Annotated in this window: 21 protein-coding genes and 2 pseudogenes; 14 read left to right on the top strand and 9 right to left on the bottom strand. The window is 64.2% G+C overall.

From position 1 onward, the window contains the following. Window positions 1-38: 38 nt before the first annotated feature. From N7E70_RS14575 to N7E70_RS14560, 4 genes and pseudogenes are all read left to right on the top strand, one after another. Window positions 39-416 (top strand): hypothetical protein, encoded by a 378-nt coding sequence (locus tag N7E70_RS14575; protein ID WP_263006873.1) that lies wholly within the window; start codon window positions 39-41, stop codon window positions 414-416. Window positions 417-424: 8 nt separating this feature from the next. Beyond that, window positions 425-730 carry a hypothetical protein gene (locus tag N7E70_RS14570; protein WP_269441397.1) on the top strand — a complete coding sequence of 102 codons (306 nt, stop codon included), beginning with the start codon at window positions 425-427 and terminating at the stop codon, window positions 728-730. A gap of 10 nt (window positions 731-740) precedes the next feature. Beyond that, entirely contained in the window at window positions 741-1,055 is a 315-nt protein-coding gene (locus N7E70_RS14565) for an antibiotic biosynthesis monooxygenase family protein (protein ID WP_067961110.1), read from the top strand. Window positions 1,056-1,058: 3 nt separating this feature from the next. Continuing rightward, a pseudogene (locus N7E70_RS14560) lies at window positions 1,059-1,419 on the top strand (bleomycin resistance protein). A gap of 57 nt (window positions 1,420-1,476) precedes the next feature. Here the strand turns inward: N7E70_RS14560 and putA are convergent. Then, window positions 1,477-5,082 carry a bifunctional proline dehydrogenase/L-glutamate gamma-semialdehyde dehydrogenase PutA gene (gene putA / locus N7E70_RS14555; RefSeq protein WP_182573522.1) on the bottom strand — a complete coding sequence of 1,202 codons (3,606 nt, stop codon included), beginning with the start codon at window positions 5,080-5,082 and terminating at the stop codon, window positions 1,477-1,479. A gap of 167 nt (window positions 5,083-5,249) precedes the next feature. On the opposite strand from putA, the gene N7E70_RS14550 reads away from it, so the two are divergent. Then, the gene (locus N7E70_RS14550) at window positions 5,250-5,702 is read left to right on the top strand and encodes an Lrp/AsnC ligand binding domain-containing protein (protein WP_067961104.1); all 453 of its coding nucleotides are present in this window, start codon (window positions 5,250-5,252) and stop codon (window positions 5,700-5,702) included. Here N7E70_RS14550 and N7E70_RS14545 read toward each other — a convergent pair whose 3' ends face one another. The 4 genes and pseudogenes from N7E70_RS14545 to N7E70_RS14530 form a co-directional block, all read right to left on the bottom strand. Beyond that, window positions 5,703-6,911: a cytochrome-c peroxidase gene (locus tag N7E70_RS14545; RefSeq protein WP_154383942.1), complete on the bottom strand. Its 1,209-nt coding sequence runs from the start codon at window positions 6,909-6,911 to the stop codon at window positions 5,703-5,705. 4 nt (window positions 6,912-6,915) lie between these two features. Then, window positions 6,916-7,356 carry a FixH family protein gene (locus N7E70_RS14540; protein WP_182573389.1) on the bottom strand — a complete coding sequence of 147 codons (441 nt, stop codon included), beginning with the start codon at window positions 7,354-7,356 and terminating at the stop codon, window positions 6,916-6,918. A gap of 262 nt (window positions 7,357-7,618) precedes the next feature. Further along, a pseudogene (locus N7E70_RS14535) lies at window positions 7,619-9,076 on the bottom strand (NAD-dependent succinate-semialdehyde dehydrogenase). 206 nt (window positions 9,077-9,282) lie between these two features. Beyond that, entirely contained in the window at window positions 9,283-10,233 is a 951-nt protein-coding gene (locus tag N7E70_RS14530; protein WP_154383940.1) for an AEC family transporter, read from the bottom strand. A gap of 164 nt (window positions 10,234-10,397) precedes the next feature. Between N7E70_RS14530 and N7E70_RS14525 the strand changes: the two genes are divergently transcribed. The 6 genes from N7E70_RS14525 to N7E70_RS14500 all read left to right on the top strand — a co-directional run bounded on the left by N7E70_RS14525 (window position 10,398) and on the right by N7E70_RS14500 (window position 16,013). Beyond that, window positions 10,398-10,943 (top strand): histidine phosphatase family protein, encoded by a 546-nt coding sequence (locus tag N7E70_RS14525; protein WP_154383939.1) that lies wholly within the window; start codon window positions 10,398-10,400, stop codon window positions 10,941-10,943. A 136-nt stretch (window positions 10,944-11,079) separates the two neighbouring features. Next, window positions 11,080-11,388, top strand: a complete 309-nt coding sequence (locus N7E70_RS14520; protein WP_154383938.1) for an acyl carrier protein — start codon at window positions 11,080-11,082, stop codon at window positions 11,386-11,388. Window positions 11,389-11,405: 17 nt separating this feature from the next. Then, a complete protein-coding gene (locus N7E70_RS14515; RefSeq protein ID WP_263006765.1) occupies window positions 11,406-12,593 on the top strand; it encodes a beta-ketoacyl-ACP synthase in 1,188 nt (395 codons plus the stop codon). Window positions 12,594-12,611: 18 nt separating this feature from the next. After that, a complete protein-coding gene (locus N7E70_RS14510; RefSeq protein ID WP_263006764.1) occupies window positions 12,612-13,883 on the top strand; it encodes a beta-ketoacyl-ACP synthase in 1,272 nt (423 codons plus the stop codon). 89 nt (window positions 13,884-13,972) lie between these two features. Next, window positions 13,973-15,001 carry a zinc-binding dehydrogenase gene (locus N7E70_RS14505; RefSeq protein ID WP_263006763.1) on the top strand — a complete coding sequence of 343 codons (1,029 nt, stop codon included), beginning with the start codon at window positions 13,973-13,975 and terminating at the stop codon, window positions 14,999-15,001. A 52-nt stretch (window positions 15,002-15,053) separates the two neighbouring features. Beyond that, entirely contained in the window at window positions 15,054-16,013 is a 960-nt protein-coding gene (locus tag N7E70_RS14500; protein ID WP_263006870.1) for a lipid A biosynthesis lauroyl acyltransferase, read from the top strand. Window positions 16,014-16,017: 4 nt separating this feature from the next. Here N7E70_RS14500 and N7E70_RS14495 read toward each other — a convergent pair whose 3' ends face one another. The 4 genes from N7E70_RS14495 to N7E70_RS14480 all read right to left on the bottom strand — a co-directional run bounded on the left by N7E70_RS14495 (window position 16,018) and on the right by N7E70_RS14480 (window position 21,318). Then, window positions 16,018-16,935, bottom strand: coding sequence for a dimethyl sulfoxide reductase anchor subunit family protein (locus N7E70_RS14495; RefSeq protein WP_263006762.1), 918 nt, complete (start codon window positions 16,933-16,935; stop codon window positions 16,018-16,020). Between the two features lie 3 nt (window positions 16,936-16,938). After that, window positions 16,939-17,706, bottom strand: a complete 768-nt coding sequence (locus tag N7E70_RS14490) for a 4Fe-4S dicluster domain-containing protein (protein WP_263006761.1) — start codon at window positions 17,704-17,706, stop codon at window positions 16,939-16,941. Continuing rightward, window positions 17,703-20,552 (bottom strand): molybdopterin oxidoreductase family protein, encoded by a 2,850-nt coding sequence (locus N7E70_RS14485; RefSeq protein WP_263006760.1) that lies wholly within the window; start codon window positions 20,550-20,552, stop codon window positions 17,703-17,705. Before N7E70_RS14485 ends, N7E70_RS14490 begins: the two co-directional genes overlap by 4 nt. A gap of 337 nt (window positions 20,553-20,889) precedes the next feature. Continuing rightward, a complete protein-coding gene (locus tag N7E70_RS14480) occupies window positions 20,890-21,318 on the bottom strand; it encodes a L,D-transpeptidase (protein ID WP_083948557.1) in 429 nt (142 codons plus the stop codon). A 308-nt stretch (window positions 21,319-21,626) separates the two neighbouring features. Here N7E70_RS14480 and N7E70_RS14475 point away from each other — a divergent pair, with 308 nt between their 5' ends. The 3 genes from N7E70_RS14475 to N7E70_RS14465 all read left to right on the top strand — a co-directional run bounded on the left by N7E70_RS14475 (window position 21,627) and on the right by N7E70_RS14465 (window position 24,318). Continuing rightward, window positions 21,627-23,228: a flavin monoamine oxidase family protein gene (locus tag N7E70_RS14475; RefSeq protein ID WP_263006759.1), complete on the top strand. Its 1,602-nt coding sequence runs from the start codon at window positions 21,627-21,629 to the stop codon at window positions 23,226-23,228. Between the two features lie 50 nt (window positions 23,229-23,278). After that, window positions 23,279-23,692 carry a c-type cytochrome gene (locus tag N7E70_RS14470; RefSeq protein WP_263006758.1) on the top strand — a complete coding sequence of 138 codons (414 nt, stop codon included), beginning with the start codon at window positions 23,279-23,281 and terminating at the stop codon, window positions 23,690-23,692. 125 nt (window positions 23,693-23,817) lie between these two features. Continuing rightward, window positions 23,818-24,318: a RidA family protein gene (locus N7E70_RS14465; protein ID WP_263006757.1), complete on the top strand. Its 501-nt coding sequence runs from the start codon at window positions 23,818-23,820 to the stop codon at window positions 24,316-24,318. Window positions 24,319-24,334: the final 16 nt, after the last annotated feature.

Raw genomic sequence — 24,334 nt, 5'->3', positions numbered from 1 at the left:
CACCCCTGGTCGCGGCAGCACTGCTTGCCGCCACGGCCATGGCGGGCGCCCAGAGCGCCCCGTCGGCCCCGGCACTTGTGCTCGAGCTCAACGCAGCCCAACCCTCCGACAAGGGCTGCCGCTTCACCTTCGTCGTCACCAACGATCTCGGCGCCGCGCTGTCCAAGGCGGCGTTCGAGATTGCGCTGTTCAACGAGGCGGGCGTCGTCGACAGGCTGACGGTGCTCGATTTCAAGGACCTGCCGGCCGGCAAGACCAAGGTCACGCGCTTCGACCTGTCAGGCACCGACTGCACCAAGGTCAGCCGTGTCCTGATCAACCAGGCCACCGATTGCACCGGCGGCGGGATCGACGCGGCGGCCTGCCTCAAGGCGCTGCGGACCGAAACCAGATCCGGCATCGCCTTCGGCATCTGAGACCAGCCTTGCCCAGACTCCTGTCCCTCGGCGCGCGGCGTATCGAAAGGCATAAACGCATGTTCGGACTGAACAAATTCGATCAGATGGTGAAACGCCAGGGCGACGGCCTGCTGCCCGAGATGCGCGAGCTGTTCGACCGCCTGGCAGCGATAAGGGCGAGCGAAAACGTGACCGACCTTGCCAGCTACCGTGCGCAGTCGATGACCCAGGCTGGCCCGAATCCAAGAGCCGCCGGTGACGGTACCGGCGCCAATGTTGTGTCGCTACGCAGCGCTCAAAGGACTACAACAGCGCAACGCAAGGCCCGTTGAAAGGAAGACAATGTACATCGCAATGAACCGCTTCAAGGTGCAGAACGGCTCCGAGACCGCCTTTGAAGACGTCTGGAAGAACCGCGACTCATCGCTGAACGAAATGAAGGGCTTTCGTGAATTCCACCTGCTGCGCGGCCCGGTGAACGAAGCCGAAGGCTATACGCTCTACGCGTCGCACACGATCTGGGCGAGCCAGGACGACTTCGTCGCCTGGACCAAGTCGGAAAACTTCCGCAACGCCCACAAGAACGCCGGTTCGTCCAAGGCATCCTATGTCGGCCATCCGCAGTTCGAGGGCTTCTCGGTCGTCGAAGGCGCCTGACGATTGACCGACCTCGCCCGCAGCGTTCCGGTCTTGCCCCTCGCCCGACATCGGCGAGAGCCGCGATTTCTATCGCGACAGGCTCGGCTTCGACGTTATCGGTCCCGAAATGGACGACTATCTGATCGTGCGGCGCGGCGAGATCGAGATCCATTTCTGGAAGTCGGACGACCGCAAACTGCCGGAGCTGACATCCTGCTACATCAGGGGTGGCGAGGTTCCCGCCCTTCACGCCGAGTTTTCGGCGCGCGGCGTGGAACGGCCCAGCCCGTTCACCGTGCGGCCATGGAACATGAAGGAATTCTACGTCCATGACCCGCATGGCAATCTGCTGCGCTTCGGCTGCGCGCAGGAAGAAAGTTGAAAGGGGCAGGCCCACGCCTGCCCCTTTCGTATTGTGCGAGCGTGATCCTGCTCGGCTTTAGGCCGAGGCCAGGAGGCTGGCGTTGCCGCCGGCGGCCGTGGTGTCGACGCAGACAGCGCGTTCATGTGCGTAAGCCGCCGGATAGATCACCTCGCTGATCAGCGGAACGATCGGCCCCTTGCGCTCGGCGATGACCTTGCGGACGATGCGCATGCTCTCTTCCGTGCCCGAATAAGCCACGACATCGACGGCCAATGCGCGCGCTTCCACCGGGTCGGGGCGACCGTCGATCGCGGCGATCGGCAGATCCTTGCCCATCAGGGCATGGACGGCGGCCGGCGCACCGGGCGCAACGGCCAGGACCGCATTGCCGGCGGCCAGCGCCTGGATCGCCTGGGCAAGCAGGGTCTCGGCGTCAGGGCCAAGGCACAGAACGCGCCCGCGCGGGTTGAGCGACAGCGTGTTCGCCTCGCCTGTCGGTCCGGGCAGGTCGACCTGGCCGAAGTCGATGCTCGCCGCTGCCGCGATGGCCGCGGCACCCTTGCCGCGCAGATGCTTGCGCAGCATGGCGATGCGATCGGTCCGCGTCGCCCACTCCCCGGCATCGACGAGATTGTCGACCAGCTCGGTCGCCGTGACCTTGCGGCCTTCCGGCAGCACTGCGCCCGCCTCGGGCGACTTGCGGAAACGACGGAGATAGTGCGGTCCGCCGGCCTTGGGCCCGGTGCCCGACAGCCCCTCGCCGCCAAAAGGCTGCGAGCCGACGACGGCGCCGATCTGGTTGCGGTTGACATAGATGTTGCCGGCGTGGATGCCGTCGACCATGTGCTGGACGCGGCCCTCGATGCGGGTGTGCAGGCCGAAGGTCAGGCCGTAGCCCTTGCGGTTGATCGCCGAAATGATGTCGTCGATCTCATCGGCCTCGAAGGTCGCGACATGCAGCACCGGTCCGAAGACCTCGCGCTCCATCTCCTCGATGCCTTTGACCTTGAAGACATGCGGCGCGACGAAGCGGCCATCGGCCGGCGCGTCGAGCTTGGCGATCAGCTTGCCCTTGGCTTCCATCGCAGCGCAATAGTCGCGGATCGAGCTCTGCGCTTCTTCGTCGATAACCGGGCCGACGTCGGTCGACAACTGCCACGGATCGCCGATGGTCAAGGCATCCATCGCGCCCTTCAGCATCTCGACCATCTTCTTTTCGACGTCGGTCTGGACGTAGAGCACGCGCAAGGCCGAGCAGCGCTGGCCAGCACTCTGGAACGACGAGGCCAGCACGTCGCGGATCGCCTGCTCGGGCAATGCGGTGGAATCGACGACCATCGCGTTGAGGCCGCCGGTCTCGGCGATCAGCATCGCGTCGGGCGCCGCCGTCTCGGCCAGCTGCTTTTCGATCAGCTTGGCAACGTCCGTCGAGCCGGTGAAGCAGACACCGGCGATGCGCGGATCGGCCGTCAGCGGTGCGCCGACGGTCGGGCCGTCGCCCGGCAGGAGCTGGATCACGTCTTCCGGCACGCCGGCCTCGCGCATCAGGGCCACCGCACGCGCGGCAATCAGCGGCGTCTGCTCGGCCGGCTTGGCAATGACCGAATTGCCGGTGACCAGGGCCGCCGCGATCTGGCCGGTGAAGATGGCGAGCGGGAAATTCCACGGCGAAATGCAGACGATGGCACCGCGCGCCTCGGTGCCGGCCTCGGTCTTCTCAGCCTCGGCAGCGTAGTAGCGCAGGAAGTCGACCGCCTCGCGCACCTCGGCGACGCCGTCCGACAGCGACTTGCCGGCCTCGCGTGTGGCGAGCGCAAAGAACTCGGCGGCATTGGCCTCGTAGAGATCGGCTGTGCGGCGCAGGATGGCGGCGCGTTCGGCAACGGGCTTCTTCGCCCAGGCCGGCTGTGCTTCGATGGCAAAACGCACTGCCGTCGGCACCTGCTTGGCCGCAGCCTCGGTCACCGTGCCGACGATGTCGGCGGGCTTGGCCGGATTGGTCACCTTGCGCGACGCGCCGTAGCCGGCGGCGCGGGTAACCGGCTTGGCGCTCCAGCGGTCCGGCCCCCTGAATTCCGCCTTGGCCTTGTCGAGCGCTGCCAGCGTCACCGGGTCGGTGATGTCCCAGCCCTTGGCGTTGACGCGGCCAGCGCCGAAGATCGCCGAAGGCGTCGGGATCGACGGATTGGATGCCGTCCCTTGCGTCTCCACCGTGTCGAGCGGGTCGCGGGCGATGTCTTCGGGGGCGACGTCCTCGTCGGTCAGTTGGTGGACGAAGGACGAGTTGGCACCGTTCTCCAGCAGGCGGCGGACCAGATAGGCAAGCAGGTCGGAATGCGCACCGACCGGCGCATAGATGCGGCAGCGCGTGCCCTCTGCCTTGCGCACCGTCTCGTGCAGCGCCTCGCCCATGCCGTGCAGGCGCTGGAACTCGAATGAGGTGCGGTCCGTGGCCATCGACAGGATGGCGGCGACGGTGTGGGCGTTGTGGGTGGCGAATTGCGGGTAGATGCGGTCCGTCATCGACAACAGCTTGCGGGCGCAGGCCATGTAGGAGACGTCGGTGTTGGCCTTGCGGGTGAACACCGGATAGCCCGGCAAACCCATCGTCTGGGCGCGCTTGATCTCGGTGTCCCAATAGGCGCCCTTGACCAGGCGCACCATGATGTTGCGGTCGAGCTTGTTGGCGAGCGCATAAAGCCAGTCGATGACAAAGGCCGTGCGCGGGCCGTAGGCCTGGACGACGACGCCGAAACCATTCCAGCCTTCGAGCTGCGGACTGGCCAGCACGCCCGCAATGACGTCGAGCGACAGGTCGAGCCGGTCAGCTTCCTCGGCATCGATGTTGAGGCCCATGCGCGCATGCTTGGCGGCGAGGCACAGCGACAGCAGGCGCTCGGTCATGACAGGCAGCATCTCGTCCTTGTGCGAGACCTCGTAGCGCGGATGCAGCGCCGACAGCTTGACCGAAATGCCGTGATTGTAGCGGATGTCGGGGCCGTTGGTGCCATTGTCGAGCGACGAGATCGCCTCGGCATAAGCGCGGTGGTACCGCAGCGCGTCGGTCTCGGTGCGGGCGGCCTCGCCCAGCATGTCGAAAGAATAGAGATAGCCCTTCTGGATCATCGAGCGGCCGCGCTTGACGGCCTCGGTGATGGTGCGGCCGAGGACGAATTGTTCGCCCATCTCGCGCATGGCAGCCGCGACCGCGGTGCGGATCACCGGCTCGCCGAGGCGGCGGACCATGGAGCGCAAGGTGCGCTCGATCGAACCCTCGCCTTCGTCGAGCACGCGACCGGTCAGCATCAGCGCCCATGTCGACGCATTGACGAAGATCGAGCTAGAACCGCCCGAATGCGACGACCAGTCATGCGGCGCGATCTTGTCCTTGATCAGGTCGTCCATCGTCTCGGTGTCGGGCACGCGCAGCAGCGCCTCGGCCAGACACATCAACGCCACGCCTTCCTTGGTCGACAAGCCGTAGGCAGAGAGGAAAACCTCCATCAGCCTGGGATCGGTCGAGCCGCGCACGGCACGCACGAGATCGGCGGCACGGGCCGAGATCGCCTTGCGGTCGTCCTGGGAAAGGTTGGCGAGAGCTGCCAGCCGCTTCACAGCGGCGGCTTCGTCGGGGAGATAGTTGGCGCGGATTTCCTGGCGGATGGCGTCGAGCGCGGGCATGGCGATCCTGTAGAGCTGTTGCGGCTGCGCCGGGCGAACCATCGCTCCCGGCATTTGGTCGAAAACTACCACATCGTCGTGAAACCAGCCGGTCCAAACAATTCGACTCTGCAGACCAAAACGCCTAGTGTTGGCGCAATTCATTCGCCAAACGAGCCGCTACTTTCATGCCTGAAGACCAATTGGACCGCATCGACCGCAACATCATGTTCGCCCTTTCGCGCGACGGCCGCTTGTCGATGGCAGAGCTTGCCACAAAAGTGGGACTTTCCAAGACCCCCGTACAGGCGCGCGTCAAGCGGCTGGAGAAAGAGGGCTTCATCCGGGGCTACCAGGCGGTCATCGACAGCGAACGCATGGGCGAAGGCCACGTCGCATTTGTCCAGGTCAAGCTGTCCGACACCCGCTCGGCTGCCCTCGACGATTTTAACCGCGCCGTGCATGCGGTGCGCGAGATCGAGCAGTGCCACATGATGGCGGCAAGCTTCGACTATCTGCTCAAGGTGCGAACTCGCGACATCGCTGCCTACAGGCGCGTGCTCGGCGAGCGCATATCGGCCCTGCCCCATGTCGCCCAGACATCGACCTTCGTTGCCATGGAAACGGTCAAGGACCGCTGACTAGTCACTGAGCGTCTTCAGGAACGCCACGAGTGCCGCCCGCTCCCCCTCGGACAGCGCCACGGCATGTATCTCGCTCTCGCCTTCTACCGATTTCGGCGCTGTCGCGTAGTGGTTCACGACCTGCTCCAAAGTGGCGAACTGCCCCGCATGCATATAGGGCGGACGCCCGGCGACATTGCGCAGCGATGGGGTCTTGTAGGCGCGGACGAGCTCGGGCGAACTCTTCTGCATGAAGCGCAGCTCACCGCAGGCCTCCTCGCCGCCGTCGCGAAATTTTCCCACGCAATTGAACGGATCGGCCAGAACCTCGTCGACAACTGCGATGCGTCCACGATCGGCGGGCAATCCGGCGACCGGCGGCACAGCGGTGTTGTGGAAGTGATTGTCGGTGAAACGTGGCCCGGTATGGCAGGTCGAGCAATTGGCCTTGCCGATGAAAAGCCTGAGGCCTTGCCGTTCCTCGGCCGACAGAGCGTCTTCCGCGGACGGCGCCCGTCCCTGCGCCACGGCATCGGCGAAGCGGTCGAAGCGGGTCTTGCCGTGGACCAGCGAGCGCTCGAAGGCAGCGATGGCCTTGCCGATGTCGGAAAAGATGCGGTCGACACCCTCGCGCTGCGCATCGCTCATCCCGGCCCAGGCGGCCTTCTCCGCCGGCGTGCCGAACGGCCCGGCACTGGCCGGCAATGTCGACAGGTCGGGCAGAGGCCGGAAAATGCGTTCGTAGCGCTCGCCGAAGCGGCGCTTGAGATAATGCGCATAGGCGGTGCGCGTGCCGGCATGCTCGAGCACATTTTCCAGCGGCACCAGCGCCTGTGACCACAGGCTGTCGCGCCGGCCGTCCCAGAAAAAGAACGGATCGCGCGCCACGCCGGCCAGCGGCATGGTCCTTCGATTTGTCTCGCCGACTCCGACACCGCGCGGCAGGTCGTCCTGGAACTGTCTGTCGATCTTGTGGCAGGTGCCGCAGGCGACATTGCCGTCGCGGCTCATGCCGGTGTCGAAGAACAGCGTTGCACCAAGTGCTGCAGCCCCGGGATCGTCGGCGAAGCTGTTGGTCGGATCCGACGCCAGGGGGGCAAGTGCCGACAGCGACATCGATACGATGGTGCGCTTTTCGGCGTCGGTGAAATCGGCTTCGCTGCAGCCTGCCAGCGCTGCCGTTATCGTCGCAGCGGCGATCAGATTGGTGAGCAGGCCGCCCGCCATCGCCTCACAGCACCAGGTTGAATGTGGCTTCGTCGGTGCCGGCAGGCGCGCTGACGCCAAGTTTCAGCTGCCACCAGCCGGGCATGGAAAACTTCATCCCTTCGATGCGGTAGCGGCCATCGCCGAGATAGGCCGTCGCTTCAGGGCTCGTCGGCAGGCCATGCGCATGCTCGGGCATGCCGCCGCCGACGCTGATCGCAGCCCCCTCCACCGGCGCCCCTTGCCGCGTCTTCACCGTCACCACCCACGCATGCAGCTCGCCTTGCCTGGGCTCACCGGCCTCTGGCGCGATGGACAATGCATAGAGGCCCTTGGCCGAATTCTTGGAACGCGCGAGGTCGGGCCCCGGCGCCGCAGGCGCTGTCAGGAAAACGACCGAAAGAAAGCCGATGGCCAGCGCCACCAGCCCGAACGCCCCGACGACCATGCGCCACGCTGAAGTCATTCCTGTTCCTCCCGCCTGCCGACAACGTTTTTCCGACAGCGCGCTTTCCCGGCGACATCAGATTAGCGGCACCGCAAGATGGCCCGTTCTCGAGCACTTGGCCATTCCAAACGCGACACCGAAACAGAACCAGCCGAACATAACGATTGCAGCACGTTATGCCGATTTCCGGATTCTTCCTGTCAAAGATCCAAGAGAAAACGCGCGCGCCCTTCGGAGCGCGCGTTCGATCATTCCAGCGGCCAGATGGATCCGGAGCCCCTTAGAGGCCCAGCCCGCCGATGCAGACATATTTGGTGTCGAGATAGTCCTCGATGCCCTGATGCCCGCCTTCGCGGCCGAGGCCGGACTCCTTGACGCCGCCGAACGGCGCTTCCGGCGTGGTGATAAGGCCTTCATTGACCCCGACCATGCCGTATTTCAGCCCTTCCATGACCCGGAAGGCACGACCGAGATCGCCGGTGTAGAAGTAGCTGGCGAGGCCGAACTCGGTGTCATTGGCGAGCGCAATCGCCTCCTCTTCGGTCTCGAATTTGAAGACCGGAGCGACCGGGCCGAAGATCTCGTCCTTCATGAACAGCATGGCAGGCGTCGCGCCCGAAATGACCGTCGGCTCGAAGAACGAGCCGCCGAGCGCGTGGCGCTTGCCGCCGGCAACCACCTTGCCGCCCTTGGCGGTGGCGTCGGCGATGAATTCCTCGACCTTTTCGACGGCCTTTTCGTCGATCAGCGGGCCCTGCTGCACGCCGGCGTCGAGACCCGAGCCGACCTTGAGCTTGCTGGACGCCTCGGCCAGCTTGGCCACGAACCTGTCGTAGATGCCGGCCTGCACGAAGAAGCGGTTGGTGCAGACACAGGTCTGGCCGGAATTGCGGAATTTTGCGGTGATCGCGCCTTCGACGGCACGATCGATGTCGGCGTCATCGAAGACCAGGAACGGCGCGTTGCCGCCCAGTTCCATCGAAACCTTCTTCACCGTCGAGGCCGACTTGGCGATCAGCATCTTGCCGACTTCGGTCGAGCCGGTGAATGTGATCTTCTTGACCAGCGGGTTGGCGCAGATTTCGTCGCCGATCTCGCCGGCCGACCCCGTCAGGACGTTGACCACGCCCTTGGGGAAGCCGACTTCCTCGCACAGCGCACCCCAGGCCAGGCCCGAATAGGGCGTCTGCGACGCCGGCTTGACCACGGCGGTGCAGCCCGCGGCAAGGGCCGGTCCAAGCTTGCGCGACAGCATAGAGGACGGGAAATTCCACGGCGTGATGGCAGCAATGACGCCCACCGGTTCCTTCGTGACGAGGACACGGCGATCCGCCCAAGGCGATGGCACGACGTCGCCATAGGTGCGGCGCGCCTCTTCGGCAAACCACAGCACATAGGCGGCCGACGAGCCGATCTCGCCCTTGGCTTCGGTCAGCGACTTGCCCTGCTCGATGGTGAGCAGTTCGGCCAGCGCGTCCTGATTGTCCATGATGGCGTCGTGCAGCTTGCGCAGCAGCTTCGAGCGCTCGAGCGCCGAGGTCTTGCGGAAGGTCTTGAACGCCTCGTTGGCCGCTTCGATGGCGCGACGCGTCTCGGCCGCACCCGAACGCGGCACGGTGCCGATCTTGAGACCCGTCGCCGGATTGGTGACGTCGATGGTCTTGCCGGAATCGGCCTAGACCCATTCGCCGTTGATGAGATTGGCCTGCCGCATAAAATGACTGGTTTTCTGAAGCATGGCTTCACCTCCTGAAATGGCGTCCGTTGCGACGCAGGCTACTCTGAAAATCGTCGAAAAGCGCGCGTCCGGGACAGCTTACGGCCCGATGCGCCAGGCAGTTTAGTAGCGTGCCGCCGGGTCGGCGATCAACCGCATTATGGCACAGATGCGTTGGTCCAGCCTAACCGCATACCCGGCTGCCCTTCTACCCGAACACCGCCCATCTACCCGAAGACCATCGTCGCAATCGTCAGCCAGAATGCGGTCGTGACCACGGCACAGGCGGTGGCGATCGTCATCTGGTTGGAGGCCAGGGCCTGGCCGGTGCCGAACTGCGTGGCGATGAGATAGGAATTGACGCCCGAAGGCAGGCTGGCTGCCGCCACGGCCACCTTCGCCGACAAGGGCGGCAGACCGAACAGCCAGGCAAACAGCAACGCTACGGCCGGCATCAGCATCAGCTTGAGCACCGACAGCGCCAATGCCGGCTTGATGTTGCCCGAAATGCCGAACTTCTTGAGCCCGAGCCCCATCGCAAACAATGCGACGGGCCCGGCGATGTTGGCAAGCGCGTCGACAAAGCGGGTGGCAAGGCCCGGCAATGGCACCCCGGTCGCCCGCCAGGCAAGCCCGGCCACGATGCCGACGATCAGCGGATTGGTCAGGATCTTGCGCAGGAAATCACGAATGATCACAACAGGATGCATCGGCTCGCTGCGTCGTGGCCCGAATATCTCGAACAGGATGATCGACGCCATCATCATGGTCGGCAGGTGCACCGAGACGATCAGCGACAGGATCTCGAACCCCTCCTGGCCGAAGACGCCGAGCATGAAGGGAATGCCGAGCAGCACGAGATTGGAAAAGGCCGAGGACACGCCGCCGACCACGCCGGCCTGCCCGTCGCGGCCGAACATGCGCGTCGTCACCAGATGTCCCGCTGTCCAGGCGACCGTAACCGCAATGAAATAGGTCGCCCATAGCAACCAGGGCGCCGAACCGTGGAAATCGGCGCCAATCATGGTCCTAAACAGCAAGAGCGGCAGCGCCACGCCGATGGCGAACTCGGAAAGCGCGTCCCCGGTTTCGCTGCGCAGATAGCCGCTGGCACCCGCGAGATAGCCCAGCGCCACCAGGCCGAAGACGAAGAGCACGGTTTCTACGAGAGGTGACATCGGCACTCGGCAAATGGGAATCGGCTTATCCGAGCATTGCCCCGCGGTCACGTTCGATCAAGTCACGACACAAGTTCAGCAGTCGGCGCACGGTATTTGGCGTCACCTTGCCTTTCAATCCACTTTGGCCTCCCTATATCCGCATCGCCTGTTCGGGATCATTCATGCTCAGATTCATCATTGCGATCATGCTGTTGCTCGGCGCCCTGCCCGCCCAGGCCACGGAAGCCGGCTGGGCGCTGCTGCGAAATGGCGGCCATGTCGTGCTGCTGCGCAACGCCATGACAACCGGCACGGTCGAGCCGCCCAATTTCGACATCGAGAAATGCGCCTCCCAGCTCAACCTGTCAGACCGCGGCCGCCAGCAGGCGCGCAAGATCGGCGCGCTGTTCGACGCCCGCGCCGCGCCAGTCGAGCGCATCCTGGCCAGCCGCTATTGCCGGACGCTGGAAACCGCCCGCCTCGCCTTCGACGACCGCAAGGTCGAGCCGACTGCGGCCCTCGACAAGCCGACGGATGCCACCCGCGAGGCCGACGTCGCCGCCGTTCTGGACATCATCCGCAACTATTCCGGCTCCGACAACATCGTGCTCGTTACCCATCTCGAGAACATCCAGGCATTGACCGGTGCGGCCGCACGCGAAGGCGAAGCGCTGATCGTCGGCCTGCAAGGAGAAAAGCTGCATGTGCTTGGCCGCATCGTCTTCTAGAGCTTCAGGCGGCCTGCCTTCCCTTGCGTTCGGGGCCGGACGCCTTAACGAAAGCGCAGGATTTGGCCTTTTCCTGTCCGGAAAAACCGATTAGACAGCCCCTCAAAACTATGCGCGTAGAATCTGTCCCGGGTTCATGATCGCCCTCACCAAAGGAAAAACCGTGTCCACGACCTTCGACAAAGTCGCCAAGATCATTGCCGAGACCAGCGAGATCGACATCGACACCATCACGCCCGAGAGCCACACCATCGACGACCTGGGCATCGACAGCCTCGACTTCCTCGACATTGTCTTTGCGATCGACAAGGAATTCGGCATCAAGGTGCCGCTCGAGAAGTGGACGCAGGAAGTCAACGATGGCAAGGCTTCGACTGACGAGTACTTCGTCATGAAGAACCTCTGCGCCAAGATCGACGCGCTCGTCGCTGCGAAGAACGCCTGAGCACGCTGAAGCCGCCCATGGCCAATCGCAACGTCGTCATCACAGGCATCGGCCTCGTCTCCTCGCTCGGAGAAGGCGGTGCAGCCCACTGGGACAAGCTGACAACAGCGGGCACCGCCCCGGTGATCGACGCCGAGCGCTTCCAGCCCTATGCCATCCATCCGCTTCCCGAGATCGACTGGGGCCTGCAGATCGCCAAGCGCGGCGACCAGCGCCAGATGGAAACCTGGCAGCGGCTTGGCACCTATACGGCCGGCATGGCGCTGGATGATGCCGGCATCAAGGGCAATGACGAACTCAGCGCGACCATGGACATGGTGGTGGCTGCAGGTGGCGGCGAACGCGACGAAGCGGTCGACGCCGGCGTGCTTGCAGCATCCGAAAATCGCGCCGACCGCGATGTGCTGATCAATGAGAAGCTGACGACGGAACTCCGCCCGACGCTGTTTCTGGCCCAGCTTTCCAACCTGCTCGCCGGCAACATCTCGATCGTCCACAAGGTCACCGGCTCTTCGCGCACCTTCATGGGCGAGGAAGGTGCCGGCGTTTCGGCGATCGAGACGGCAGCGGCCCGCATCCGCTCGGGCCAGTCGACGCATGTGCTGGTCGGCGGCGCCTTCCAGACCGAACATTCCGACATGCTGCTTGGCTACGAACTGGCCGGTTATCTCCATCGCGGCCCGTGGAAGCCGGTATGGCAGCGCCAGGGCTCGGAAGGCGGCGGCGTCATCACCGGCTCCGGCGGCGCGTTCCTGGTGCTTGAATCGCGCGATCATGCCGAAGCACGCGGCCAGAAGATCTATGCCGAGCTCGGCCCGGTCCTTTCCGGTCGCAGCAGGCGTCGGAATGGTGGCCTCGCTGAGAACATTGCCGAACTGTTGGCCAAAGCCGAGTTGCCGGAGGGCGACCTGCTCGCGATTTCGGGTGCATCGGGCGCACATGCCGCAACGGCTGCCGAAAAATCGGCACTCGACGGCAATCCGGCGATTGCGGCACGCGCCCTTTCGTCGCTGACCGGCCACATGAAGGAAGCACAGTTTCCATTCGCGGTGGCGCTTGCCGCCCTGGCCGTCGACCGTGGCGCCGGCTATCCGGCGTTCGAGGTGGGCGAAAGAGATTTCTCCGGCCAGCCACGCAATGTTCTCGCAACGGCGATCGGCTATCACCAGTTTGAAGGCATGGCGCTCGTCTCCGCGCCGCGCTGAAGGGTGTCAGGACAAAACATGGCCAATCTGAAGGATCACCTCGGCAGACCCGTCGTCGCCGTCACCGGCATCGGCGTCGTCACCTCGCTTGGCGTCGGCAAGGCCGACAACTGGGCCGCGCTGACCGCTGGCAAGTCGGGTATTCATCCGATCACCCGCTTCCCCACCGATCTGCTCAACACCCAGATTTCCGGCATGGTCGACTTCCTGCCGTCGAGCACCAAGGGTGCCAGCGCGCTGACTTATGAGCTGGCCGAGACGGCCGCACTCGAAGCCGTCGAGGAGGCCGGTTTTGCCGGCGCCGACTTCGATGGGCCGCTGTTCCTCGCCTCGCCGCCGGTCGAGCTCGACTGGCGAGACCGCTTCACGCTCTATGCCGGCGACGATGAAGGCTCGGCCTCCGAGCGCCTGCTCAAGGTGGCGCGCAGCCAGAACTCGCTCGACATGTTCGACACCTCTCAATTCGGCTCGATCGCCGATCGCCTCGCCGACCGGTTCGGCACGCGCGGCTTGCCAATCACCACCTCGACCGCCTGTGCATCGGGTGCCACCGCCATCCAGCTCGGCGTCGAGGCCATTCGTCGCGGCGAATGCGACCGCGCATTGTCGGTCGGCGCGGACGGTTCGGCGACGGCCGAAGCGCTGATCCGCTTCTCGCTTCTGTCGGCGCTGTCGACCAACAACGACGTGCCGGAAAAGGCCTCCAAGCCTTTCTCCAAGGACCGCGACGGCTTCGTGCTGGCCGAAGGTTCGGCAGCCCTGGTGCTCGAATCGCTGGAAAGCGCGCTTGCTCGTGGTGCCGAGGTGCTCGGCATCCTCAGGGGCTGCGGCGAAAAGGCCGACGACTTCCACCGCACCCGCTCCAAGCCCGACGGCTCGCCGGCGATCGCCGCGGTCAAGGCGGCCCTTGCCGATGCCGGCCTCGCCGAAGACGAGATCGACTACGTCAATGCGCATGGCACCTCGACGCCCGAGAACGACAAGATGGAGCATCTGTCGCTGTCGACGGTGTTCGGCGAGCGCATCCGCAGGATTCCGGTGTCGTCGAACAAGTCGATGATCGGCCACACGCTGTCGGCAGCGGGCGCCATCGAGGCCGCCTTCTCGCTGATGACCATGCGTGAAGGCGTCATTCCGCCGACCATCAACTACGACAATCCCGACCCGTCGATCGAGCTCGACGTGGTGCCGAATGTGAAGCGGAAGGCCGAGGTTCGCACCGTGCTTTCCAACTCCTTCGGCTTCGGCGGTCAGAACACCTGCCTTGTCATGGCGCGGGAACCGGTCTAAGCGACCGCCTACACGAAATCAGGTACTGCGACGCCGCGCGCGCATCGAATTCGATGCGCTGCGCCGCAGCGACAAGGATTAGCGACACCATGCGCGCATTGCAGCTCGTTGAGGACCGCCGGCTCGAGCAGGTCGACATCGCCCCGCCTTCCCCTCCCGGCCTCGGCGAAGTCACCTTGCGCATCAAGGCAGTCGCCCTGAATCACATCGACGTCTGGGGCTGGCGCGGCATGGCATTCGCCAAGCGCAAGATGCCGCTGGTCATCGGCGCCGAGGCCTCCGGCGAGGTCGATGAAGTTGGCCCCGGCGTCACCGGCCTTGCACCCGGCCAACTCGTGTCGATCTACGGCGCCCGCACCTGCGGCCTGTGCCGCCCCTGCCGCGAAGGCCGCGACAATCTCTGCGAGCACGTCTCGGGCGTGCACGGCTTCCACCTCGACGGTTTCGCCCAGGAAAAGATCAACCTTCCGGCGCGCCTGCTGGTGCCTGCACCTCCCGGTGTCGACGCCGTTGGTGCCGCGGTCGCGCCCGTCACCTTCGGCACTGTCGAGCACATGCTGTTCGACAACGCCAGACTTGAGCCGGGCGAGACGATCCTGGTCCACGCCGGCGGCTCGGGCATCGGTTCGGCCGCGATCCAGCTCGCCAAGAAGATGGGCTGCACCGTCATCACCACGGTCGGCTCCAACGACAAGATCGAGAAGGCCAAGGCGCTCGGCGCCGATCACGTCATCAACTATCGCGAAGACCGCTTCGAAGGCGTCGTCCGTAAGCTGACCAAGAAGAAGGGTGTCGACGTCGTTTTCGAGCATGTCGGCAAGGACACCTGGGCCGGCTCGATGTTCAGCCTCAAGCGCGGCGGCCGCCTCGTCACCTGTGGTTCGACCTCGGGTGTGTCGACCGAAATCAACCTGATGATGCTGTTCCAGCAGCAGCTCAAGCTGCTCGGCTCCTTTGGTTGTCGTATGGAAAACATGGCCGACGCCATGCAGAAGATGGCCGCCGGCCTGGTCAAGCCGATTATCGACACCGAAGTCGACTTTGCTTCCATCGACACCGCGCTGAAGCGGATGGAAGGTCGCGACGTGTTCGGCAAGATCATCCTGCGCATCGACTGAGGACGCCAGCGAATTGCCCCGCAGGAAGGCCAGCAAGATCCCAAGCCCCACAATGATGCGCATCATGGGGCGGCTGCGCATGCTCAACTACTGGCTGGTGGCGCAGGTCGCCCTGGTAGCGCTCAAGCTGCTGCGCCTGCTGCCGGTCGACAAGGGGCTCAACTTCGCCGACCGCGCCGCCCGCACCGTCGGTCCGTGGTTTGGCCGTCACCGCGTGGCACTCTCCAACCTGCGCGCCGCCTATCCTGAGAAAAGCGAAGCCGAAATCGAAGCCATTGCCTTGGATATGTGGGGCAATATGGGCCGGCTTGGCGCTGAGTACATCTTTCTCGGGCAGATTTTCGACTACGATCCGGAGGCCGAGACGCCCGGTCGTATCGAAGTGACCGGCAACGACCATTTCCTCAAGATCGCCAGCGAGGACAAGCCCCACATCGTCTTCACCGGCCATCTCGGCAATTTCGAGCTGCTGCCGATCGCCGCTGCCACCTTCGGCATGAAGATCACGTCGCTGTTCCGCCCGCCAAACAACCCCTATCTGGCCGAATACATCTTCTCGACACGTGCGTCGAACATGGGTGACCTGCTCGCCTCGCAGCGCGGCGCGTCCTTCGCACTCGCCGGCATTCTCGACCGCGGCGGCAATGTCGGCGTGCTCGTCGACCAGAAGTTCAAGCGCGGTCTCAGGACAACCTTCTTCGGCCGCGAATGCGAGACCAATCCGGTGCTCGCCATGCTCGCCCGCCATTATGATTGCGACGTCTATCCGGCGCATTGCATCCGCCTGCCCGGCGGGCGCTACAGGCTGACGATCGAAGACAAGCTGGAACTGCCGCGCCGCGACGACGGCGCCGTCGATGTCCAGGCCACCACTCAGATGCTCAACGACACCGTCGAGCGCTGGATTCGTGAGGATCCGGGCCAGTGGATGTGGTTCCACAAGCGCTGGGGCTTGACCGAAGGCCGACGCCGCAAGGTCAACAAGTCGGGCAAGCTCGCGGCCGATAGCTGAAGCCCTATCCCTCGTAATAGTTCATGACCGCATGGCGGGCTTCGGCGAAAAACAGCCAGCGCTCGACGACAAGGCCAAGCGCATAGCAGAACACGGCCAGCACGGCAGCCAGCACGGCGGCCGACCCGCCGGCAAGGATCGCCACCAGCAGCAGCAGAACAGGCGCCAGCCCGCCAGACAGGATCGCCAGCCTGGACAGCTTGAGCGCGTGCTTGCGCGCGACCTTGAAGCCCATTTCACGGGTCAGGTAGTTCTCATTGACATGCGGCCGCTCGAACAGCCTGACATGGCCGATAGGGCCAAGCCCGGTGGCGCTCTCGGGCGTCGACAACGGTGCGAGTGTCCGCAGCCTTGTCCACCACTTTTGCTTGCAGATCCACGCCGCCACGACAAACAGGATGGCGATTGCGGCGCAAACCGGGCCGCGGCTGCCGGATGAATAACCGGCGACGGACGCGAGCAGGAAGCCCCCGGCTGCGGCGAACAACAGGTAGCAAAGCGGCGTTAGCCCTGTATTCCAGGCCTGGATCGAGCGCAGCGAACCGTAGATCATCGCCGTGCAGTAGACGGTGACGCCACACATGAGCGTGCCTGCCAGGCCCGCAACCGCGAGGTAACGCCCCTCGACGATCGCAAACCATGCCGTAACAGCCAGCGGCATGAAGCTGGCGATTGCCATCACGCCTTCGCGCGACAGCCAGCTCGAGCGCCATTGCGACAGCGCCCGCCATGCCCGTTGCGGGTTGCCGAGATGCAGCGTCGACGCCAACAGGCCGGCTGCGATCATTGCCAGCGCGCCGATGTGCGCAAGCTTGACGGACAGGGTCGAGGCGTCGAGCAGGCCAAGGCCGAGCACAGCCGCCAGGCCGTAGCCGAGCCCGGAAAGCGTGGTGAACACGATGATGGAGAAGGCGGGATGCATGGTTCAGATCCGGTCCAGCATGCCGTCGAGCCAGGCAAAGAACCCTTTGGCGCCGTCGGTGTTCTCAGCCAGCACGGCAGAACCGGCACTTGCGGCCAGCGGCTTGCGCGGCCGTGGCGGCAGGTACTTGTTGGTCGGGCGCGTGCCCTGCTCCGGCATCAGGTCGTAGCCGCCGCGCTCGGCCACCATGCGCGAGACCTCTGATGAGGCATCGCCGAGATCGCCGAAATGCCGGGCATTGGCCGGGCACGTCCGGACACAGGACGGCACCCGGTCGACCTCCTTGAGCGTCTCGTTGTAGATGCGGTCGACGCAGAGCGTGCATTTCTTCATCACCCCGGCGGCCAGATCCATCTCGCGCGCGCCATAGGCGCAGGACCAGGCGCACAGGCCACAGCCGATGCACTTGCTCTCGTCGACTAGCACGATGCCGTCTTCGGCGCGCTTGTAGGAGGCGCCTGTCGGACAGACGGTGACGCAGGGCGCGTCCTCGCAATGCAGACATGACTTGGGGAAATGCACGATGCGTGCCTCTCCCGCCTCGCCGATCAACTGCCCACCCTCCGGCACGACCTCGAAGGTGTGGATGCGATTGAGGAAGGTGCCAGAGACATCGGCCCCATACGGGTCCTGGTCGGACAGCGCCGCGCCATAGCCGCCGGTATTCCACTCCTTGCAGCTGATGACGCAGGCATGGCAGCCGACGCAGACGTCGAGGTCGATGACCAGGCCAAGCTTCTTCGGTGTCGGCAGTGACGGCAGGCTGGTCATTCCGCCCACTCCTGGCCGTAGCGCAGCTCGTCAGCATGCGGACGTGCTCCGCCGGGTTGCGCGACGGCGGCAAGATGCGGCTCGCTGACCTCTGCCGGTTCGGCTTTCTCGATGCGCACGCGCAGATCGTACCACGCCGCCTGGCCGGTCACCGGATCCGAGTTCGACCAGCGCATCCCGTCGCCCTTCGGCGGTAGAAGTTCATGGATCAAGTGATTCATCAGGAAGCCTTTTTTGGCTTCTGGTGCATCCTTGTCGAGCGCCCAGGCGCCCGCGCGCTTGCCGATCGCATTCCATGTCCAGATCGTGCTCGAATTGACCGCTTCCATCCGCGCGACCTCGACCTTGATGCGGCCGTGATGCGAAATCACCCAGACCCAGTCGCCATCGACGAGCCCGATCTCGTCGCAGATCGGACCAGGCACATAGAGCGGGTTCCGTGTATGGATCTGCCTGAGCCAGGCATTCATCGAGCCCCAGGAATGGTACATCGCCGCCGGTCGCTGGGTGATGGCATGATAGGGATAGTCCTCTCGGCTGACCGCCGCCTCCTCGAACGGCCGATACCACATCGGCAGCGGATCGAAGGTTGCGAGGATGCGCTCACGATGCGTCTCGGGCGCCACCGGTTCACGCAGGCCTTCGGCCGAGAGCCGGAATTTCTGCAGTGATTCCTGGTAGAGCTGGAAGGTCACCGGCTTCGGCTCGTCGAAGAAGCCCATGCGCACGGCAAAATCCTGATAGGCCTTGTTGGCGTGCTTGAAGAACTGCGCTTCGAGCGGAATATGTGCTGAGAAGAACGAGCCGTTCTCGATGTAGCGATCGAGCTGGTTACGGTTGATCGCCCCGCGCCCGGCACGGTCGCCATTGCTGCCGCGGAAGCCGGCAAGCGGCCCGATGCCCGGCCGCCTTTCATGGCGCACGATATAGTCGGCATAGTCCTCGTAGAGCGCCTTGCCGCGGCTGTCGACGAAACCGGGCAGCTTGAGCCGCGCGCCAAGGTCGATCAGCACGCTCTGGAAGCCGCGCACATCCCGATCCGGCTCTACCACCGGCCAACGGATGGCGTCCTGGACCGCATCCGGCTCGGAGATTGGCCGATCGAGCAGCGAAATGCAGTCGTGCCGCTCGAGATAGGTCGTGTCGGGCAGCACCAGGTCGGCATAAGCGACCATTTCGGAGGAATAGGCGTCCGAATAGATGATCTTCGGGATGCGGTAGGCGCCCGTCGCGGGATCCTTGTCCTCGAGCATCTTGATGACGCCCGCGGTGTTCATCGACGAGTTCCACGCCATGTTGGCCATGTAGAGGAACATCAGATCGACAGGGTACGGATCGCCGGCATGCGCATTGGCGATCACCATGTGCATCAGGCCATGGGCCGAGATCGGTGCATCCCAGGAAAACGCCTTGTCGATGCGCATCGGCTTGCCGTCGGCATCGATCAGCAGATCTTCCGGCCCACGGGGAAAACCGAGATGCGGGCCGGACAAAGGCTTGTTGGAGCCGAAATGCTCGGCCTTGCCGTGCGGCGTCGGATGCGCCTCGATCGGCTTGGGATAAGGCGGCTCGAAGCGGAAGGCCCCGGGGCAGTCGACAGCGCCGATCAGCACCTGCAGCATGTGCAGGGCGCGCGCCGTCTGGAAGCCGTTCGAATGCGCCGAAAGCCCGCGCATGGCATGGAACGACACCGGACGCCCGACAAACGCCTCATGGCGCTCGCCATTCATGTCGGTCCAGGGTTGGTCGATCGTAATCGCCTCGTCGAAGGCGACGCGCGCGATCTCGGCAGCGAGGCCCCGGATGACGTCGGCGGCGACGCCGGTTTCCGCGGCGACCGCCTCCGGCGCATATTGCGGGTCGAGGTATTTTTCGGCGAGGAGTTGGAACGACGGCACCGCAAAGCGGCCGTCGGGCAGCTCGACACGCCCGGAAAGTGCGGCCCGCGCGCCTTTGCTGCCCAATGCCACGACCTGTTCGGTGACGGATTCGAAGATCTGCGGCTTGCCCTCGGCATCGCGGACGAAAAGTCCGTACTCGGCGGTTCCGGGCGCATCGACGACCAGCCAGGTCGCGTTGGAATAGCGCACGATGTAGTCGACATCGATTTTCCGCGCTTTCAGCAGTTCATGTATGACGGCGAGGATCAGCAGGCCGTCGGTGCCGGGCCGGATGCCGATCCAGTTGTCGGCGACTGCCGAATAGCCGGTCCGCACCGGATTGACCGAGACGAAGCGCGCGCCGCGCTTCTTGAGCTTCGAAATGCCGATCTTGAGCGGGTTGGAATCGTGGTCCTCCGCCACGCCGAACATCACGAACAGCTTGGTGCGGTCCCAGTCGGGCGCGCCGAATTCCCAGAAGGCGCCGCCGATGGTCATGATGCCGGCGGCCGCCATGTTGACCGAGCAGAAGCCACCATGGGCGGCGTAGTTGGGCGTGCCGAACTGCTGGGCCCAGAAGCCGGTCAGCGACTGCGACTGGTCGCGGCCGGTGAAGAAGGCCAGCTTCTTCGGATCGGCATGGCGCACGCCGTCCAGCCAGCCGGTCGCCAGCTCCAGCGCATCGTCCCAGGAAATCTCCTTGAACTCACCCGAACCGCGCGGCCCGGTCCTGAGCAGCGGCGCGCGCAGCCGCGCCGGCGCGTAGTGCTGCATGATGCCGGCCGAACCCTTGGCGCACAGAACGCCGCGATTGACCGGATGGTCCCGGTTGCCCTCTATGTAGCGGACCTTGCCGTCCTTGAGATGGACGTCGATGCCACAGCGGCAAGCGCACATGTAGCAGGTGGTCTTGCGGACCTCGTCGGAGACGGGTTCCGAAAGCGCTACATGCGGTTCTGACTTCATCCGGCGGCCTCCCTGAACAAGAGTCCTAGCGAGGCGGCGGCTGAAAGGAAATGCCCGAAAACGGCTCTCTACGGCAAAATTTGTCTATACCGAGACAACAACTTAGACCAGACGGCTAAAGTCACGCCAGAAATGAAAAGGCCGAGGAGCCCCCACTCCCCGGCCTTTTCGTAGGCACGTCGCCCCGAAACTCAGTTGGCGGTCACATTAGCACCGTCTTGATCGACAGCAATTCTTGAGCCGTTCAGTTCAAGCTCTTTCATCGCGGCATGAAGCAATTCTGCAACAGAAATGCTGATATCGGCGCAAATGGCATGTATGTTTCCGCCAGCAAACGCTAGTTGGTGACGACGATCCGCGTGTTGCTCGCACCGACTTCCCTGACCAGCGAATAGAACCTCGCGGCATTCGCCGTCTGCAGCCGGACGCAGCCATGTGATGCCGGACGGCCCAGTTGCCTGACCGCACCCGTGCCATGGATGGCATAGCCGCCATTGTAGAACACCGAATAGGGCATCGGCGAATTGTCGTATTTCTGCGAATACCACATCCGATGCAGGCGCTTCGGCCGCCAGCTGCCGCGTGGCGTGACATATCCCCTGCGTGCCGTCGAAACTGGCCATTGGTGGATCACCCGCCCGTCGAAGCTGACGGTCATGGTCTGCGTCGCGATACTGACCCGCGCGACAAGAACATCGGCAAGTGCCTGAGTTGGAACGCCAGCAAAGCCCAATGCGGCGACCATGAAGAAGAGAGCCCTGTACATTCTTCGCACACTCCCCAAACCGGCAGTATTTTCCCTGCCCACCGACGATGGGAGCACGAAAAGCTGTACGGTTGGTAAAACTGAACTCGGAAGATGAATGCAACCAGATCAGCAACCTGAGGTTGATGGCGTGAATTTTCGCCGACTTTCAGGTGGCCCAAGTCAGTGCCCCTCGCCGCCCCGTCTGGCCCAGTTGACTCGACCCGGTATGGGCATAGGCTGCCCGTCGCAGCTGGAGCCACGTTCCAAGATGCTCCAGCCGGATAACGTGCGGCCCACGGCGGACCGTCGCCCGGAGGATCTCAAAAATGCAACCATCCCAATATTTTAGCGGCATGAGCAGGCGAAACCTGCTGTCGTTGATCGGCCTCACGGCAGGCACTGCCGCGATGTACCAGGCGATGACCAGCCTCGGTCTCGCGGTTGAGTCAGGCTACAAGGGACCGGTGAAACTGGAGGGCGATCCGAAGGGCGCCAGCGTGCTTATCCTGGGTGCCGGCCTCGCCGGCATGACGGCCGCACTCGAGCTCCGGCAGGCCGGCTACAAGGTCAAGATTCTCGAATACAACAACAGATCGGGCGGGCGTAACTGGACGTTGCGCGGCGGCGACACCTACACCGAGCTCGGCGGCGCGACGCAGAAATGCGATTTCGACGAAGGCCTCTACATCAATCCCGGCCCGTGGCGAATCCCTTATCACCACAACGGTCTGCTCGCCTATTGCCGGCGCCTCGGCGTCACGCTGGAGCCGTTCCAGCAGCTCAACCACAACGCCTTCCTGCATTCGTCCAAGGCGTTCGGCGGCAAGCCGCAGCGCGTGCGCGACATCAAGATCGACTTCCAGGGCCATGTCTCCGAACTGCTCGCCAAGGTTGCCCACACCGGCAAGCTCGAAGGCGGCGTCACCAAGGAAGACCAGGAGATGCTGGTCGAGGCCCTGCGCTCCTGGGGTGCGCTCGACAAGGACTATGCCTACACCAAGAGCATAGCAAACTCCGAATTCCGCGGTTTCGCCAAGGATCCCGGCGGCGGCCTCGGGGCTGCCCCCGTGCCGAGCGATCCGATTGCGCTGACCGACATATTGAGCTCGGGCCTGTGGGGCAGCCTCGCCAATTTCGCCCTTTACGAGTTCCAGACGACGATGTTCCAGCCGGTTGGCGGCATCGACATGATCGGCAAGGCCTTCACCAAGGAGGTCGGCGACCTGATCACCTACAATGCCAAGGTGTCGAAGATCCATCAGGACGACAAGGGCGTCACCGTCACCTATGAGGACGTCCAGAAACCGGGCACGATGGCCGAGGAGAAGGCCGATTGGTGCATCTGTACCATTCCGCTGACCATTCTCAGCCAGATCGAGATCAATGTCGGCGCCCCGATGCAGGCGGCGATCGAAGCCGTGCCTTATGCCTCGTCGGTCAAGGTCGGCCTGCAGTTCAAGCGGCGTTTCTGGGAACAGGACGAGTTGATCTTCGGCGGTGTCAGCTACACCGATCTGCCGATCACCCAGATCTCCTATCCGAGCACGAGCTTCAACACCAACGGCAAGGGCGTGTTGCTCGGCGCCTACACCTGGAACGGTCCGCACTCCTACGAGTTCACCTCGATGGCGCCGGAGGAGCGCGTCAAGCGCGCCGTCGAATACGGCACGATGATCCACCCGCAATACAAGGACGAGTTCGAGAACGGCATCTCGATGGCCTGGCACCGCTCGCCCTTTACGCTCGGCTGCGCCGGCGACTGGACCGAGGAAGCGCGCAAGGAGCATTACGACAACCTCTGCCAGATCGATGGCCGCATCGTGCTCGCCGGCGAGCACGTCTCCTACATCCCGGCGTGGATGGAAGGCGCGATCCTGTCGTCGCTCGATGCGATCACCAGGCTGCACCAGCGCGTCGTGGCGGGATGACGGCTTTGGCCGCTCATCCCTCATCCTCATTTTTCGCAAGGCATGTCGACATGACCCAGCAATCGAAACACCCAATCGGCCAACTCGCCGCCGCCTTTGTCTTCACCGCATTGTCCGCCGGCGCCGCCCTCGCCGACTCCGCCGGCGCAACCTTCAGCGACGGTGACAATTTCTCCGAAAAGACCGGCCAGGAACTCTACGCCAATGTCTGCCAGGCCTGCCACATGGACCAGGGCCAAGGCGCGGTCGGGGCCGGCAAATATCCGGCACTGGCCAAGAACGAGAACCTGGAATCAGGCGGCTACCCCGTCTACGTCATCCTGCACGGCCAGAAGGGCATGCCGCCCGTCGGCAGCATGATGAGCGACGACCAGGTGGCCGCCGTGGTCAACTATGTCAGGACCAATTTCGGCAACGACTACAAGGATCCGGTGACGGTGGAAGACGTCGCCGGGGCACGCTGACGGATCGACGCCGGATTGGCCACCAGACGGCCTGGATCCACCAGGTTTGGAGCGCCAGCTCCAGCGACCGAAGCAGCCGGTGATCCTGCTGGCTGCTTCATTTCATGCGGCAAAAGGAGAAAGACATGACAACACTGCGGATCTGCGCCGCCACGCTCGTGGCCGGCCTGTTGCTCTCGGGCAGCGCGCTGGCTGAGGATGTGGTGCGCCACAAGAACCCCAATTCGGACTTTCCGATCGCCCAGGCCGTCGAAGTCCCCGCCGGCAAGACGACGGTCTATGTCAGCGGCGCCGTGCCCTCGGTCATCGACGAGAAGGCCGAGAAGGGCAGCCTTGCCGCCTATGGCGACACCAGAACGCAGACGGAATCGGTGCTGAAATCGATCGAAAAGACCCTCGAAGGGCTCGGCCTCAAGATGGGCGACGTGGTCAAGATGCAGGTCTTCCTCGTCGGTGATCCGGCACAGGGCGGCAAGATGGACTTTGGCGGCTTCATGGACGGCTACACCAAGTTCTTCGGCACCAAGGAGCAGCCGAACCTGCCCGCCCGCTCGGTCATGCAGGTCGCCGGCCTCGTCGCCCCCGGCTGGCTGGTCGAGATCGAGGTCACCGCCGTCCGCCCGTGAGCGGACCGATTTGCGC

The organism is Aminobacter sp. NyZ550 (assembly GCF_025628925.2).
GTDB lineage: Bacteria > Pseudomonadota > Alphaproteobacteria > Rhizobiales > Rhizobiaceae > Aminobacter > Aminobacter ciceronei.
This window is presented reverse-complemented; position numbering and strand designations above follow the sequence as displayed.